This is a genomic window from Pseudoalteromonas sp. MT33b, assembly GCF_014117385.1.
In the GTDB taxonomy this organism is placed as follows: domain Bacteria; phylum Pseudomonadota; class Gammaproteobacteria; order Enterobacterales; family Alteromonadaceae; genus Pseudoalteromonas; species Pseudoalteromonas lipolytica.
This window is the reverse complement of record NZ_CP059831.1, coordinates 705,377-722,091: the sequence shown is the minus strand read 5'-3', so window position 1 is coordinate 722,091 and position 16,715 is coordinate 705,377. Positions and strand designations below refer to the sequence as shown.

The window sequence follows — 16,715 nt, the reverse complement described above, 5'->3', positions numbered from 1 at the left end:
GCCTCAAAATAGACCACTTAATTAAGCGGAATGGTATTAAATACACTCCCGGAGCACTAACTTTTTTTTCTCATCAACAACAACGAATAGCAACTGGGACTAGTAGCAAACAAGGCTAAATAACAAAAAGCGATCTTCAACAAGCACTATCAAATGATACCAATTCGCTTAATTAAGTAAGAAATTTTGAGGCGATAAAACTTCGTTGATAATAAAGCAAAATTTCGGTATTTAGTTGTTCTCAGCAATTGCTCCTGCATTGTTCTACCTCCTGCTTCGATGCAGCCGTAAATAAGAAATTTTTAGCCCGGTAGTGACCTGTTTAATCTCTCAAAATGATTAAGTATTATTGCGAATTGGTGTGAGAACTGAATACAAAAAAGACCCTAAACAGGGCCTTTTCATGCATTTTTTAAAAACTTACTTTTTGAGCAGTAAATCGTGGATATTGGCTAAATCCGATTTACCTTCAATAATTTCATCCGGTGTTAAGCCTGAAAGCTCGTGAGGGAACACCAGCCACTCGTCAGACTCATGAATATAATAATCTGGCACCATGTCTACCTTTGAGTTTTTAGGCTTGTAGTAGGGGCAAGCAACGCGAATATCGCGTGGTAAGTTTAAGCGCATTAATTCAGATAACTTTTCTTTTAATGCAAAAATACTGCGGCCAGAATCAAAAACATCATCCACAATAAGCAAAGAGTCACCCGCATTTGCATTTTCAATAATATAATGCAGGCCGTGTACTTTAATTTCTTTCGATTGCTGATTGATACCGTAATACGATGATGTACGAACAGCAATGTGGTCTGTCTCTATGCCTTTGTAATCGTAGTATTCTTGTACTGCAATACCAATTGGAGCGCCACCACGCCAAATACCAATGATGAAATCAGGACGAAAACCATCGTCATAAACTTGTGCCGCAACACGAAATGAATCTTCGAGAAGCTGCTGCGCAGTGATATAGCACTTATCTGACATAAATAGAAACCCCAGTGTGAATTGATCATCCAAGTGTAGTTAATGAAATATAAACTAACCACTTGATGAGAAAATGTGGGGCGAGATTTTATACTATATTGTGCGAAAAATCTTGTATCCGTTTGTAAAATTACCAAAAACGAAAAACGCCCATCATCGGGCGTTTTTACTTATTTAGTTAGCAAACTGGTTATTACGCTTTCTCTAATAACGTTCTTGCTACTGTGCGCATCCCTTGGGTTGTTGCACCTGCAGCCCACTCGCTTGTGCTACCCATATTAAATGCTGCTGCAAGGTCAATATGAACCCATCCCTTGCCATCATTTGGCACAAAGCGAGATAAGAAACCAGCCGCATTCGATGCACCACCATAACCACCGCCTTTTTGTGGGCGGCTGTTTGCAGTATCAGCATATGGTGAAGGGCAATTTTGTTGATGCCACTTCTCAAGCGGTAATGGCCAAGCGCCTTCCATTTCTTGCTCTGCAAAGTCTTGCACTTCACGGACAAACTCTTTATCAAGGCCAAATAGTGCGTTGTACTCTTGACCAACAGCCACCAGTGCAGCACCGGTTAGCGTTGCCGCATCAATAATTAATGGCGCACCGGTTTCACCCGCAGCCATTAAGCCATCAGCAAGCACTAGACGGCCTTCGGCATCGGTATTAACAATTTCAACTGTGGTGCCATTTTTATAGGTAAGAATATCACCTAGTTTGTATGCATGGCCTGAAATTAAGTTTTCAGCACAACATAGGAATAATTTAATGCGCTTATTAACGCCACGGTTAATCGCAAGTGCTAAACCAGCCGTTACGGTTGCTGCACCGCCCATGTCACACTTCATGCCTAGCATGCCTTCACTTGGCTTAATAGAGTAACCGCCAGAATCAAATGTAATGCCTTTACCAACAAGCGCAGCGGCCACTGGCGCCGTTTCGTCACCCGTAGGGTTATAGTCTAGCTCAAGTAGTACAGGTGGGCGCTCACTACCACGACCAACCGCATGAATACCAATCCATTGCTGCTCAAGTAATGCATCCCCTTTAATAATTTGATAGCTAACATGCTCAGGCGCTAATGACTGAATAAACTCAGCCGCTTTACCAGCAAGGCTTTCAGGGAAAATATCATCAGCGGTCCCATTGATCATTTGACGAGCCCAAGTCGCTGCTTGCGTTAAAGAAGCCAGCTCTTTGCTGTCTGTTTTTGCATTCTCGGCAAATTCAACTGCGTCTAAATTCTTTGGTGAAACAAAGCCTTGGTAAAAAGCCCACTGTGTTTCTGTGCACCAAACATCACCCGTTAGCGCAATATTTTTTAAACCTTGATTCGCTAACGTACGCGCTGCTTTCTGAACGTTTTTAAGTGTATCTTGTTCAGTTAAATGAATAGTTGCGCCTTGTTCAGTAAAAGAAAGAGAGGCTTTATCACCCCAATGTGCGGCAGCAGCCTGCTCGCTTAGTTGAACTAAAAATTTTTCCGACATGTTAGAATACTCTTTTTGCGCTAAAAATTGTTCACTGAGTTTACTACAGGCTACGTCAGTTCCCAACCGCTTGCGATAAATAACGCCTTAAATGACAACGAAGGTGCACTCTGCTTGGTTATTCACTTACAATATAGAAAAGCTCAAATAAAAACAAAATAATGAAATTTAATCCTCCATTACAATCAGCCACTTTATTAAAGCGCTATAAGCGATTTTTAGCTGATTTAGTCACGCAAGATAATCAACAATTTACAGCACACTGCGCCAATACAGGCAAAATGACAGGCTGTGCCGAGCCAGGTTTTAACGCGTTTTACTCAACCAGTGATAACCCAAAACGTAAATACCCGCAATCGTTACAACTCACCCAAAATCAACATGGGCATTTAATTTGTGTTAATACTGCAGTTGCTAATCAAGTCGTTCAAGAAGCTCTCGAAAATCATCTTATCAAGCAGCTTGATGGCTACGATACACTGCAAGCTGAAGTGAAATACGGTCAAGAGAATAGCCGCATCGATTTTTTATTAACGGCTGAAAACGCCGCTCATTGCTATGTTGAGGTTAAGTCAGTGACCTTGCTATCAGAAGAAAAGCCAGAAACTGGCCAAGGTTACTTTCCCGATGCTAAAACAGTGCGAGGACAAAAACACCTGCGCGAGTTAATAGAAATGGTGCAACAGGGGCACCGAGCTGTTTTGCTTTTTGCTGTATTACATCAAGGAATTAATACAGTCAGTGGCGCATCACATATAGATGCTAAATACAGCGAACTATTAGTACACGCCGTTGACTGTGGTGTAGAAGTATATGCTTATAAAGCAGAGATTTCAGCCAGTCACATTGTACTGGCTGAAGAAGTGCCGTTTATTGCTTAGTCATTGAGATATCAATTTCATCGATCAGATTTTGTTCTATATCTGCTTCTTTGTAGTATAACGGTCTGAGTTTTGCTGTTTGAGAATAATAACGGCTTTGATCATCAAAGTGCTCTGAACGTGAATCAGAGCTCTGTGACATGGTTAATAATCCTTTAGCAACCGGTCCATCCTCAGTAAAATTCATCACAAACATCCAGCTTGAACCATAGTTCACAGGGTAGCCTTGCGCTGATAAATTTGACGCTAAAGGTTGGCCTGTAACTGCATCCGGTAATGTTTGATAATCAGCATAAGGTATCAGAGTAGAGCGTGTTAAATTACTTCTATCGTATCTGAAAACATTAAAGCCTCCCTCAACATGCATCGGCCCAGCCCATGGAAGCTGCTCACCTGAAGCATGCCCTCCGGCCAGTGATTTTTCTACGAACTGAAGCTCAGCTAAAGTACTTGTTAATGGCACCCCATTCGCCTGCACATTTAACATAGCGTGCGCCAGCGCTTTTAATGCAACTTTATCTTGGCGTAGAGTATGAGGCGTATTAGCCGGGTCTGTAACATCAAAGTTGTTATATAAGTGTGCTGAAGGATTAAATAGATGCGCAAACTCACGGATCAATGCAGCACCTTCTGTATCTAAGTTCATAGCACCATTCCAGTTAGCAACGATATCGCAGGCAGGACTAATATCCACGTCAATACCCGCTGAAACTTGCACCGGTGTATTTCCTTGGGCAATACATTGTGAGGCTAAATCGGTAAATACCAGCTCACCTAAATAGATACGATTGCCAATTAATGCCTGTTCTAATTCATCAAGTGTAAATTTACCGTCTTCTCCCCCGCCTTCTTGCAATAACTTCAGACCCATTCGTGTTCTTAGTGATAAAGGCTTATGTACATCACCATACTGCGCAGCAAAACCAAGTAAAGGCTGTTTTAAGTTTGTCACCCAATAACTATCATTCGAGTTTTGTACATAGTCTGTCCGCGTAAGCTGGGGTGCTTCAGAAAAAGGCACCTTACCTTGGCTTTCAAAGAGCTTCATGTTGCCAGGCACCAAATCAAAGCCCGTTGATTCCCTCAAAGCAACGAGCTCAGGCTGCAAACGAATTGCTAGGTTAGCAGTGTCATCTAATTTAAGCACTGTGCTGTCATCAACGTAAAAAACAGTGCCCGTTTTATCTGTTGCCATCGTATTGTTAAACGACACCCCATCAAACTGAGCGAATGACGCTTTCATATCATCAAGACTCACGGCTTGGTTGAGTGCTGACCACTGCGCTACAACATCCATATTAAATTCATTGGCATCTTTTATGGTAAATGCTTGAGTGTCATTCCAGCCTAACCCTCTTTCAGCAGGCGTTTCTAGCATCAAACCATGGTGGCTGTAATAAAATGGTTTTGTAAGCTCAATCGTTGTGTTTGGCCCCACAGCAACCTCCACCGTTACCATTTTACTGGTAATAGTGTGTTGCTCCCCCTCAACACCATAACTCATGCGATCATTTTCATTTAATGCGAGCTGATAAATTAAAAAGTGACGTGCCGTCGAGAAGGTGTGCGTCCAGGCCACATGTTCATTAAAACCTATATTAATAACGCCAGGCATGCCTTGCAGGCTCCCACCCATCACATTCATGGCACCAGGGACTGTTAAGTGTGACTGCCAAAAACGCAAATTTCCTTCATGAGGAAAATGTGGATTTGCTAATAATCCGCCCTGACCGTTGGCCATCATCTCTTTACCCAGCCCCCAGCCATTTGAGCCCAAGTGCTCAAATTTCTTCTCTAACTTAAATTGCTTTGCTTGCTGATTTATATTTTTAACAAGGCTCGAAACGGCACTCGGTTCACTACCACTTGGCACAGGCAAATACTCATCACCATCACCTGGGTTTGCAAAAAATGCTAATTCTAAAAAGTTAGCTGAGCTTGCAAGTTGCACTGTCGCCATTGAATAAGCCAGCATATCTTGAGCCGTTAAGCTAATAACCCAAGGCTGAGATGCACATTCAGGCGCTAAATTTTCAGCCCCCGTATCAGTCACATATTTATTGAAGCCCTGCACAAACCCTTCAAAATGAGCACGACTTGTTTCATCTAATTCAGCATAATGTTCCGCCGCATACTCATTTACACCTAGTGCTTTATAACCAAAATCAGAGATTAAGTGTTTTGAATCACCACTCCCCGCAACTTGATCAGGGCCATAGTATTTAGCACGCTCGCCGCGGGTTTTAATTATTTGATCCATTAATAAACACGCATGATCTTTTGCATAAGCATAGCCACTGCCAAATGCCAAGCTTTCAAGGTTTGATGCTGTAATATGTGGGACGCCATAACTTGTCCAACGAATATTGGCATCAAGCGTCTTGTTATCTGCAAAAGTAGGTATTGCGACCTTTACAACATCTTCAGGTTCGGGTGTTGTCGTAACGGGGGGCTCAACGGTTTTATTATCGTTATCTGAGTTACAACCTACAGCAAGAAATGCGGCTGCAATGCTGAACATTATTGGATGAAGTTTCATTGTGCTTCCTTTATTATGAGTATTATATCCATCAACCAGCTTGCCTTAATTAAAAGACTAAATCTTGACCCTCCACGCAAAATATTGACTTTGCGCGCCTAGTCATGCAGCTTAACTGTTGCTAATAATAATAAAAAATGAACGACTATGTTTTATGTCAATAGCCAAATCATTCGCTCCTTGGTCTATTTCTTACAAAAACAAGGGCTTGAAAAAGAACAGCTGCATGCATTACTTGCTGAGCGCCGCTGTTATCTCAATGAAACTAGCTACCGATTTCCTGTATCAGATTACGAATCGTTAATGCATTATGCTGACACCCAGCTTAAGCAAGAGCATATAGGCCTTTTGTTTGGTCAATCACTCAAAGCACAAAACTGGGGGCTATTGGGGCATGTCGCCTTGGTGAGTCAAAATCTTGAGAAAGCGCTGCAGCATGCGCAAAGATTAAATTCACTGGTAAGAAACATTGGTCGAATAGAGCTGAGAAAAGTGCAGCAGCAATGCCAACTGAGCTGGCATGCACGAAGCCCAATACGACATTACATGGTAGATGAACTGTTTAGTAGTTGGTTATCGTTTGCAAACCACTGCTGCCAGCAGAACGCTGAACTTGCGCTTGAAAAAGTAACCCTTACCAGACCCATTCCGAGCACTGCGAGTGTGCACATTTATCAGCATACTTTTAACTGCCCTATCGAATTTGGTGCCAAATCCAACAGCCTTATTTTTAATGAAAAACTACTTAATAGCCGTTTACACTCGCCAAACCCAGAGCTTGAACAACTCTTGTTATCGCAAGCGGGAGATTTAACGCCGTATGCAGATCATATTAATGAATTAAATGCCTTTATTGCCTGCCAATTCCCTGTTATTCCAAGTGTTGAGCAAGCCGCATTACAATTAGGCTTAAAGAAACGCAGCTTGCAGCGCTACCTCACTGGGCAGCAACTAAGCTTCACAAAGTTAATTGATCAGCAAAGAAAACAACACGCAAAACGCATGTTACTGCAAGGCTATTCAGTGCTTGAGATCAGCAATAAACTGGGATTTTCAGAGCAGAGTGCTTTACAACGCGCATTTAAACGCTGGTACGACACAACCCCCAAAAAGTTTCTCAATGAACACATGTTTTAAGTTGTAATATGATTTTTTGCCCATATAACTTAGCAAATTAAAAATTGCACGGGCCGTGTAAACGAATAAAACCGCCCATTCTTATTTTTAAAGTCGATAAGTTGGGGCATACAGGATTAATTAAAAAATAAATTTGCCTCAAACAGAAGATTCTGCTATTTATAGCCGCCGGCTAATGCTGGGCAAAATATTAAGGATTTAGGAGAAAGTTATGCCAGACCAGAAAAGACTAGGGTTATTGGCTCAGGCCGGGTTAGAGCCGTATCAGGAACAGCCGGGTGAAGAGTATATGAATGATGCACAACGTGCTCATTTTAAAACAATTTTAGAAGCTTGGCGTAACGATTTACGTAACGAAGTAGACCGTACTAAATCGCACATGCAAGATGAAGCAGCTAACTTTCCAGATCCAGTAGACCGTGCAGCACAAGAAGAAGAGTTCTCTTTAGAGCTTCGCACTCGTGACCGCGAACGTAAACTGATCAAGAAAATTGAAAAAACAATTCAATTAATCAAAGATGATGACTTTGGTTATTGTGAATCATGTGGTATCGAAATTGGTATCCGCCGCTTAGAAGCGCGTCCAACAGCTGATTTATGTGTTGACTGTAAAACGCTTGCGGAAATTAAAGAAAAACAATCAGGACGCGGTTAATTACATACATTAATTAACCTATGTCTACCACAGCCGTTAATGCGCCTATGCGCACATACAGGGGCCGTTTTGCGCCATCACCTTCTGGGCCATTGCACTTTGGCTCATTAATAGCGGCTGTGGGCAGCTTCCTTGATGCAAAATCAAATCAAGGTAAGTGGCTAGTCAGAATAGAAGACATTGACACAACCCGTGTTGTACCCGGCGCAAGCGATGACATATTACGCACTCTAGAAGCGTATGGGCTGCACTGGGACGAAGGCGTTATCTACCAAACTAAACGCCATACTGAATACCAAGCCGTTGTTGACGCACTCATTACAAAGAACCTTGTCTACGCCTGTCATTGCACCCGTAAAGAAATCAAAGCAATGGGCGGAATATACCAAGGGTATTGCAAATCAAAACATCACCCATTAAACGATTCTGCACTGCGCTTAACTCAGCAATTTGCGACGAGTGAATATCATGACCTTATTCAAGGTCAGGTGAATATTGACAGCCGACTTGCTAAAGAAGACTACCTTATAAAACGAAGTGATGGCTTATTTGCTTATCAGCTGGTTGTCGTCGTCGATGATATTGCACAAGGAATAAGCCACGTGGTGCGTGGAGCCGATTTACTCGAGCCAACAGCAAGACAACTCAGCTTATTTAAGCAACTAGGGCAACCAGCACCTAACTACGCGCATCTACCATTGGCTGTTGCAAAGCCCGGTTTTAAATTATCAAAACAAAACTACGCACCGGCCATATCAAAACGAGCGCCAAAACCAGCATTATTTGATGCGTTTCGTTTTTTAGGTTTAAACCCAGAGCCTGCTCTATTGTCTTCAACAGTCGAAGAAATGCTTAATTGGGCAATCTCAGCCTACCGTATTGAAAACATCCCAACAGCGCTAGAAATACAAGTTAGTGAGAATCCACACGCCACTTTTTGTGATTTTCAAGTCATTACAAAATAAATTGCCAATTTTAAAGGCAGAGTAACTTAATTTTTGAGCCACGCTGGTATATGATAGCGACCCAAAGTGTGCGAATCATTAACACCATACTGTAGCGTCATATAAAACACACATTTACTGACTCAATCTCATATCGACGAAGTGAAAAAACACACGCTATACTTGATGAGTCGCAAAGTCCGCGTCGTAGGAGACAGATTATTATTTCCAAGCTTTTTCAATTTTGTCGGCAAATTATCGGCCCAAATGCCTCGACTTCAACAAATGCCGCACAAACGAGCGAGTTACCTTTGGTGATCGAGCGCAGTGAACATGGTATTTCACGCAAACAATTTAGCCCAAATGCAATCAAAGTATTATACCGCCTCAAAGAAGGTGGCTACGATGCTTACTTAGTCGGTGGTTGTATTCGAGATATATTGTTAGGCCAACAACCTAAAGACTTTGACGTAGTTACAAATGCGACGCCAGAACAAATCAAAAAACTATTTCGTAACTGTCGCCTAATTGGTCGTCGCTTTCGTTTAGCGCACATTGTGTTTGGCCGTGAAATAATTGAAGTTGCTACGATGCGCGGCCATCATGAAGCCGACGAAGAAAAAAACCACGTTAGCCAATCAAGCGAACATGGGCAACTGCTGCGAGATAATGTGTACGGTAGTATTGAAGAAGACGCCGAGCGTCGAGATTTCTCAATTAATGCGCTGTATTATTCAATTAATGATTTTTGCATCTATGACTACGCCAACGGTATTAGTGCAATAAAAGCCAAACAGGTTGAATTAATTGGCGATCCAGAAACCCGCTACCGTGAAGACCCTGTACGTATGCTGCGTGCAGTCCGTTTTGCAACAAAGTTAGGCATGACCATTGCGCCTTCGACAGAAAAGCCAATGAAAGAGCTTGCAAGCTTATTAGACCACATTCCTCCTGCACGTCTATTTGAAGAGTCACTCAAGCTGTTTTTAAATGGTAAAGCAGAAGAAAACTATATCATGTTGCGTCAGTATGGCCTTTTCAAAGCCCTATTCCCTGCCCTTGATAAAATTTTGAATGCTAACCCAGATGGACTCGAGCACGCATTTATTCTGCAAATGTTTAAAAACACAGATAAACGTATCAATGCAGAGAAAAAAGTAACCCCCGCGTTTATATTCGCTGCACTATTGTGGTTCCCGTTATTAGACATCGCTAAAAAATTACAGCAACGTGACCAACTTTCTGAGTTTGATGCATTTGCACAAGCGATGAATAAGGTACTCAGTGAAAGCGCACAACATGTTGCTGTACCTAAACGGTTCACGTTAGGCGCTAGAGATATCTGGCATATTCAACAACGCCTTGATAAACGCGGTGGTCAACGCGCATACAGGTTAACGCAACAGCCTCGTTTTAAAGCTGCCTACGACTTTTTACTATTACGTGTTCAAGCTGGTGAGCAGCAACATCAGGAACTTGCTACGTGGTGGACGGCGTATTTAAGCCAAGATATAAATGGCCAAAAAGAGATGGTTAAAGCACTTGGCCATCAAGGTGGCCCTAAACGCCGCCGTCGACCTCGTAAGAAAAAAGCAGAATAAACATGAACATAGTGTATTTAGGGTTAGGCGCAAATTTAAATGCGCCACGTACACAAATTCGTAATGCTATTACAGCATTACAAGGGCTACCAGAAATTGAGCTGGTTTGCGTATCGCATGATTACGCAAGTAAGCCAATGGGGCCACAAGATCAACCCGACTATGTCAATGCGGTTGCGTGTATTAAAACGGCTCTGCAACCAGAGCAACTACTCGATTTAACCCAAGCAGTAGAACGTGATCATGGCCGTGTACGTAAAGAAGAACGTTGGGGACCTCGCACCCTTGATATTGATATTCTATTATTTGGTGACCAAGTGATCGACACGCCTCGCCTTACCGTGCCTCATTATGGCCTCGTTGAGAGAGAGTTTGTTGTTTATCCTTTATTAGAGATAGCCCCTTCTCTTGTTTTACCGAATAACCAATCACTTGCTGATATAACAAAAACGTTGCCTTTAAACGATTTACAAAAACTCCCTCAGCAGTAATCAACCTAGGCGAAGCCTTAGAGGAAATTATGTCTAAAATCACCGTTTCAACTCTTAATAAAATGAAACACGAAAAACAAAAAATTACCGCGCTTACAGCTTACGATGCCAGCTTTGCAAAATTGTTTCATGATAATGGCGTCGAAGTGATTTTAGTCGGTGACTCACTGGGCATGGTTTTACAAGGTGGTGATGACACATTAGCAGTAACGAACAGCGAGATTGCTTACCATACACGGTGTGTCCGCGCCGGTAGCCGCGAGCTATTCATCATCGCTGACTTACCTTTTATGACCTACTCAAACCCTGCCGATGCGTGTAAAAATGCAGCCGAGTTAATGCGTGCTGGCGCCAACATGATCAAACTTGAAGGTGGCGAGTGGTTACACGACAGCATCCGCGCAATGACGCAACAAGGCATACCTGTGTGTGGTCATTTAGGTTTAACACCTCAGTCTGTGCACGTATTTGGCGGCTTTAAAATTCAAGGCCGCGAACAATCACAAGCTGATAAAATGCTTAGCGATGCTAAAGCGCTTGAAGCTGCAGGTGCACAATTATTGGTATTAGAGTGTATTCCTAGTGAATTGGCTAAGCGTATTACCGATGAATTAACTATCCCGACAATCGGAATTGGTGCTGGCAATCAAACCGACGGACAAATTTTAGTTATGCACGACCTCGTCGGCATTTCAGCTGGTTATATCCCTAAGTTTTCAAAAAACTTTTTACTTGAAACAGGGAATATGCCAGCAGCCGTGCAAAAGTATTGTGAAGATGTAAAAAGTGGTGCTTTCCCAAGTACCGAACATGAGTTTAAATAATGCAATCAATCACTGAAATAAAATCGTTACGTAGTCAAATCAAAGCTTGGCGTCAAGCTGGACTTAGCATTGCACTCGTCCCAACCATGGGCAACTTGCACCAAGGGCATTTTTCATTAGTTGAAAAAGCAAAAACGTTAGCCGATAAAGTCGTCGTCAGTATTTTTGTTAATCCTATGCAATTTGGCGCCAATGAGGATCTTGACAACTACCCGCGCACGCTCAACGAAGATAAACAAGGCCTAGCAGAACTTGAAACTGACATTGTGTTTACGCCGTCAGTTGAAACCATCTATCCAAATGGCCTTGGTGAACAAAGCTTTGTTGATGTACCTGGCGTGTCGATGGGTTATTGCGGTGGTTCACGTCCCGGCCATTTTAAAGGTGTCGCCACCGTTGTGACTAAGTTATTCAATCTTGTGCAACCTGACTTTGCCTGTTTTGGTGAAAAAGATTTTCAGCAACTGCAAGTGATTAAAACCATGACACGCGATCTCTCTATCCCTGTCGAGATTGTCGGTGTACCTACGTGCCGTGAAATATCAGGCCTTGCTATGAGCTCACGTAATGGCTATTTGTCTGATGAGCAAAAAGACACCGCAAAAGTATTATTTGCAACCCTTAACGAGACGGCTGAGCAGCTAAAACAAGGCCAAACGAATTTCGCTGAATTAGAAGCTAAAGCCAAAGCCACGCTTGAAGCCGCAGGCCTAAAACCTGATTATTACTCGATTGCCGAACGATCAACGCTAAAAGCTGCATCAGCAGCGGATAAACAACTGGTTATTTTGGCCGCAGCCTTCTTAGGATCGGTTCGTTTAATTGATAATTTGCAAGTTACGCTGGATTAAGTTTCAACAATCTGGGTAAGATGGATTTAAAAGAATAGCCATAAACTAGGGATAAGCATGAAAAAATTACCAGCTATTGCAGCATCATTGTTTGCATTCACCTTGTTAGCAGCTTGCTCAAGCAAGATTGATAACCCAGAAATGCAACAATGTGCCCAACAAAACTATCAATGCGAAGCCAGCTGCGAACAGCAAAGCACCGCAGATGGCTTAGTTCATAAAGTCTGTAGTAACAAGTGCATCGAAGCTTACAATCAATGTAAAGCGAATGCAGAAAAGTTAGGCGAAGTTAAATAAATTTGCCTTTCTGAGGCACTGAATTATATCAATTTACTTAATTAAACATTCTATTTTGAGTGTTATTGCGAATTGGTATGTGTCAGTTCAGTGCCTGCACCTTCCTTCTCGATTACAATTTCACTTTTTCAATTAAGCCTCTGCTAATTTTGTTCATATTTTTGTTCATCCTTTAAGCTATTCATATTAGGGCAAGCTTTCGTTCATTAAACTTCTCCATATTGGTGACGAATTAACAACTGCTACCGTGTAATTGTTTCTCACTAATTTCAAAATTTACTCTTCGCATTTAGCTGTACCAACTCAACGTCATTGAGATTATTAGTGTTTTTTTAGGTTCACTTTTTGCTGAGAGGTATGAATGAATAAACGTGATTTACGGCTAAAGGAAAAATTAATGAAACCAGAAACCCGAACTAAGCTCTTCAGCGCTGTTAAAAAGAAGACCTTCTTGGGCGTATTATTAGCCATGAGTGCAGGCCATACTTACGCAACTGAAAACCAAACTCAGCCACAAAAAACTGAAACACAGCACACCGTTGTTGAGCAAAAGCCTGCGATGATCACAATTCCACAAGAGAAACTATTTGATGTAATCACTGCTCGCGCTAAAAAGTTAGCCTCTGAGCCGTATGTCGCACCAAAAGATTTAGAACTTGAAGCATTAACCAGCATTGGTTATCAAGATTACCGTGCTATTCGCTTTCGCCCAGATCAAGCAATCTGGAAAGATCAAAGCTTATATGAAGTGCAATTATTTCATCCTGGCTTTTTATATAAATCACCGGTGGCAATTAATACCCTAGAGCAAAATGCCGAAGTTAAAAGCCTGCCTTTTAAAACTGATTATTATCGTTACGATGCAACCGCGGCTCCGTTGGAAGCAGAAATAAGCACTGCAATTAAGAATACTCAGTTGGGTCATGCCGGTTTTCGTCTGCATTTTCCGCTCAATAATAGCGAATACAAAGATGAAGTTGCGGTATTCCAAGGTGCCTCTTATTTTCGTTTAGTGGGCCCACACCAAGTCTATGGCCTTTCAGCCCGCGGACTTGCGGTTGATACTGCTCTTAGCTCGGGCGAAGAATTTCCCGTGTTTAAAGAATTTTGGTTAGTAAAACCAGCGCCTGAAGACACAACTATCGTGCTTTATGCACTGCTTGATAGCCCATCTGTTGCTGGAGCATATCGTTTTGAGTTAACACCTTCGACAAACACTGAAGTAAAAACTCAGATGCAAATTTTTGCCCGCAAAGATATTAAAAAACTGGGTATAGCACCACTAACAAGTATGTTTTATCACGGTGAAAACAGCACCAAGTTTTTTGATGACTACCGTCCAGAAGTACATGACTCAGACGGCCTATTAATGCAATCAGCAGAGGGTCAATGGGTATGGCGAGCACTTAACAACCCTAAAAAATTAAGTGTTACATCATTTAGTTATGATAATCCGAAGGGATTTGGCCTCGCACAACGTGACCGTGATTTTAACAATTACTTAGACACAGAGGCACATTACCATAACCGCCCGAGTATGTGGATTGAGCCAATGGGTTCGTGGGGGAAAGGCCGCGTTGAGCTGGTAGAAATTCCCACAGACACAGAAACTAACGACAACATTGTTAGCTACTGGGTGCCTGAGCAAGCGATGAAAGCAGGCGATAGCTTAAGTTTCAGCTATAAGCTATCAACTTTTAATGCAACCCTTGCATCTCAAGATAAAGCGAGTGTTTTAAGAACACGCATAGGCAGTGCAGCCCTGCCTGGCGAAAAGAATCCACCACCAAAAAGTCACCGTCAATTTACTGTTGACTTCAGTGGTGAAAACATCAATCAACTGTCTGCAAATTTTGCTATGAAGGCCGATTTAACACTGTCATCAGGTGAGATTAGCGATAAAACAGTTCAGCAGTTACCGAATAATCAAGGATGGCGCGTCGCGTTTAAAGTGGCGCCAGAGGGAGATAAGCCTGTCGATATGCGCTTATCGTTAAAACTACGTGACAAAGAAATCAGCGAGGTATGGAGCTATGTCTGGTATCCAAATGACGTCCAATAGCAAAACATTAACACCAACCGCAATGCCATTTAAGAAAACTCGCGTTTGGCTATTTTCATGCCTTGCGCTAGCGATTACTGCATATGGTGTGTGGATCATGTTCGATATTTTAAATTCTAACGGCATGACACCGCTTGAGTACGCATTGCTGTTTTTATTTTCAGTGACCTTCGCGTGGATCGTAACAGCCTTTTGTAGTGGCTGTATGGGCTTTATTTTACAACTGCTGCGTATTGACCCACTGACGCTTAAACGTCAAAAGCCCATTGAAATTAACGAACATGCATTAAGCCAGACTAAAACAGCTGTCGTAATGCCAATTTATAACGAAGATACCGAGCGTGTGATCGCTGGTTTTGAAGTGAGTCTTCGATCGCTCGCTAAAACGGGCCAAATGCCGAACTTCGATTTCTATTTACTTAGTGATACACAAGATCCAGAGATTGCGCGCAATGAGCTAAAAGCATGGAATGCATTAACGGCACGTTTAGGTGACTTAGCTCAGCATACTTTTTATCGTCGTCGTGAAGATAATAAACACCGTAAAGTGGGTAACCTCACTGATTTTTGTGAACGCTGGGGAAGTCAATACGAGCACATGATTGTACTTGATGCTGACAGCATCATGACAGGAAAATGTATGCTTGAGCTAACCACAAGCATGATCAGTAATCCAAAATCAGGCCTTATTCAAACGATTCCGATTCCGGTTCGCCAAGATACTTTTTTTGGTCGATTTTTACAATTCGCCTCAATTTTATACAGCCCTATGCTGGCGACAGGTTCTGCATTTTGGCAAACCAATCAAGCAAATTACTGGGGACACAACGCAATTATTCGTGTTGAAGCCTTCACGCAATGTTGCGGTCTTCCTGTATTAAAAGGCAATGCCCCTTTTGGTGGAGAGATTTTAAGTCACGATTTTGTTGAAGCATCACTGCTACACCGTTCTGGTTGGGATGTATTATTACTCAGCGATATTGAAGGCAGCTATGAAGAAGTACCGAGCAACATTCTAGACTACGCAATTCGCGACAGACGATGGGTGCAAGGTAATATTCAGCATCTCGGTTTATTGCCAAAATCAGGTTTGAAACTGATGAGTAAAATGCACTTTTTATTTGGTGCCACTGCGTATATCTCATCACTTATTTGGTTATCTATGCTGGCATTAAGTACCTTGGATGCAGTTACGCGTGCACTGAATAGTGATGTGTATTTTAACCATGCGTACCAGCTATTTCCTACTTGGCAAATTGCTAAAACTGATTTAATTGATTCACTGCTATTTATCACTGCGGTATTACTACTTTTACCAAAACTTATGGGATTGATAGTGACTTTAGTGCATCGCAATAAAGCCTTTGGTGGCAGTGTAAAATTGATCGCAGGCTCACTCATTGAGAGCGTATTTGCTATTGTAATCGCGCCACTCATGATGGTGTTTCATAGCTACTTTGTAGTGTGTGTATTTCTTGGTAAGAAAGTTAGCTGGGATGCGCAGCCTCGTGAAGGACGCATGGTGCCGTGGCAAGAAGCAATTGGGTATACTCTATTTTCAACCATCACCGCTATTATTTGGGGTGGTGTAGCTTATTACTATACCCCGACTTTCTTTTGGTGGTTATCACCTATTTTAGTTGGACTGATTTTAGCAGCCCCGATTGTACGTTACTCAAGTAGCATAGGATTAGGCATAAAAATGCGTAAATTGGGCTTATTCTTATGCCCAAGCGAAGTGCAAAACGATGACACTCTGGCAGCACTTCGTGTGCATCAGCAAGAGATTGGTCTTCCTAAAGACGAGCACGCTAATTTTAACATTCCCGCATTACCAACCGAGACCCCAACGGTGATGCCAATCCAAAGCTTTAAAGCTAAGCCTGGCAAAAAGCGCAAACAAGTTCGCCTTGCTCAGCAACGCATAAAAGCAAAACTCTTTGCTAAAAGCTAAAAC

At 42.2% G+C, this 16,715-nt stretch carries 14 protein-coding genes; 11 read left to right on the top strand and 3 right to left on the bottom strand.

Going from position 1 to position 16,715, the window contains the following annotated elements; genetic code table 11:
- Positions 1 to 420: 420 nt before the first annotated feature.
- Both H3302_RS03410 and pepB read right to left on the bottom strand, forming a co-directional pair.
- The gene (locus H3302_RS03410; RefSeq protein ID WP_036970696.1) at positions 421 to 987 is read right to left on the bottom strand and encodes a phosphoribosyltransferase; all 567 of its coding nucleotides are present in this window, start codon (positions 985 to 987) and stop codon (positions 421 to 423) included.
- A 193-nt stretch (positions 988 to 1,180) separates the two neighbouring features.
- A complete protein-coding gene (pepB, locus tag H3302_RS03405) occupies positions 1,181 to 2,476 on the bottom strand; it encodes an aminopeptidase PepB (protein ID WP_036971743.1) in 1,296 nt (431 codons plus the stop codon).
- 161 nt (positions 2,477 to 2,637) lie between these two features.
- Between pepB and sfsA the strand changes: the two genes are divergently transcribed.
- Positions 2,638 to 3,357, top strand: a complete 720-nt coding sequence (sfsA, locus tag H3302_RS03400; protein WP_074988886.1) for a DNA/RNA nuclease SfsA — start codon at positions 2,638 to 2,640, stop codon at positions 3,355 to 3,357.
- Here sfsA and H3302_RS03395 read toward each other — a convergent pair.
- On the bottom strand, positions 3,347 to 5,896 hold the full coding sequence (locus H3302_RS03395; protein WP_118844034.1) for a penicillin acylase family protein: 2,550 nt from the start codon (positions 5,894 to 5,896) through the stop codon (positions 3,347 to 3,349). The two genes, sfsA and H3302_RS03395, sit on opposite strands and share 11 nt — an antisense overlap.
- A 147-nt stretch (positions 5,897 to 6,043) precedes the next feature.
- Here H3302_RS03395 and H3302_RS03390 point away from each other — a divergent pair, with 147 nt between their 5' ends.
- From H3302_RS03390 to mdoH, 10 genes are all read left to right on the top strand, one after another.
- The gene (locus H3302_RS03390) at positions 6,044 to 7,033 is read left to right on the top strand and encodes an AraC family transcriptional regulator (RefSeq protein WP_036970703.1); all 990 of its coding nucleotides are present in this window, start codon (positions 6,044 to 6,046) and stop codon (positions 7,031 to 7,033) included.
- A 211-nt stretch (positions 7,034 to 7,244) separates the two neighbouring features.
- Positions 7,245 to 7,688, top strand: a complete 444-nt coding sequence (gene dksA / locus H3302_RS03385; protein ID WP_036970706.1) for an RNA polymerase-binding protein DksA — start codon at positions 7,245 to 7,247, stop codon at positions 7,686 to 7,688.
- A gap of 20 nt (positions 7,689 to 7,708) precedes the next feature.
- A complete protein-coding gene (gluQRS, locus tag H3302_RS03380; protein ID WP_074988884.1) occupies positions 7,709 to 8,653 on the top strand; it encodes a tRNA glutamyl-Q(34) synthetase GluQRS in 945 nt (314 codons plus the stop codon).
- Positions 8,654 to 8,946: 293 nt separating this feature from the next.
- Positions 8,947 to 10,233 (top strand): polynucleotide adenylyltransferase PcnB, encoded by a 1,287-nt coding sequence (gene pcnB / locus H3302_RS03375; protein WP_118844032.1) that lies wholly within the window; start codon positions 8,947 to 8,949, stop codon positions 10,231 to 10,233.
- 2 nt (positions 10,234 to 10,235) lie between these two features.
- Entirely contained in the window at positions 10,236 to 10,724 is a 489-nt protein-coding gene (gene folK / locus H3302_RS03370) for a 2-amino-4-hydroxy-6-hydroxymethyldihydropteridine diphosphokinase (RefSeq protein ID WP_118844031.1), read from the top strand.
- 29 nt (positions 10,725 to 10,753) lie between these two features.
- Positions 10,754 to 11,548 carry a 3-methyl-2-oxobutanoate hydroxymethyltransferase gene (gene panB / locus H3302_RS03365; RefSeq protein ID WP_036970718.1) on the top strand — a complete coding sequence of 265 codons (795 nt, stop codon included), beginning with the start codon at positions 10,754 to 10,756 and terminating at the stop codon, positions 11,546 to 11,548.
- The gene (panC, locus tag H3302_RS03360) at positions 11,548 to 12,399 is read left to right on the top strand and encodes a pantoate--beta-alanine ligase (RefSeq protein WP_036970720.1); all 852 of its coding nucleotides are present in this window, start codon (positions 11,548 to 11,550) and stop codon (positions 12,397 to 12,399) included. The genes panB and panC overlap by 1 nt, the downstream gene beginning before the upstream one ends.
- A gap of 57 nt (positions 12,400 to 12,456) precedes the next feature.
- The gene (locus H3302_RS03355) at positions 12,457 to 12,696 is read left to right on the top strand and encodes a hypothetical protein (protein WP_036970723.1); all 240 of its coding nucleotides are present in this window, start codon (positions 12,457 to 12,459) and stop codon (positions 12,694 to 12,696) included.
- A 397-nt stretch (positions 12,697 to 13,093) separates the two neighbouring features.
- Complete coding sequence (locus H3302_RS03350; protein WP_182396143.1) at positions 13,094 to 14,758, top strand: glucan biosynthesis protein; 1,665 nt, start codon at positions 13,094 to 13,096, stop codon at positions 14,756 to 14,758.
- Entirely contained in the window at positions 14,730 to 16,712 is a 1,983-nt protein-coding gene (gene mdoH, locus H3302_RS03345) for a glucans biosynthesis glucosyltransferase MdoH (RefSeq protein WP_036970731.1), read from the top strand. The genes H3302_RS03350 and mdoH overlap by 29 nt, the downstream gene beginning before the upstream one ends.
- Positions 16,713 to 16,715: the final 3 nt, after the last annotated feature.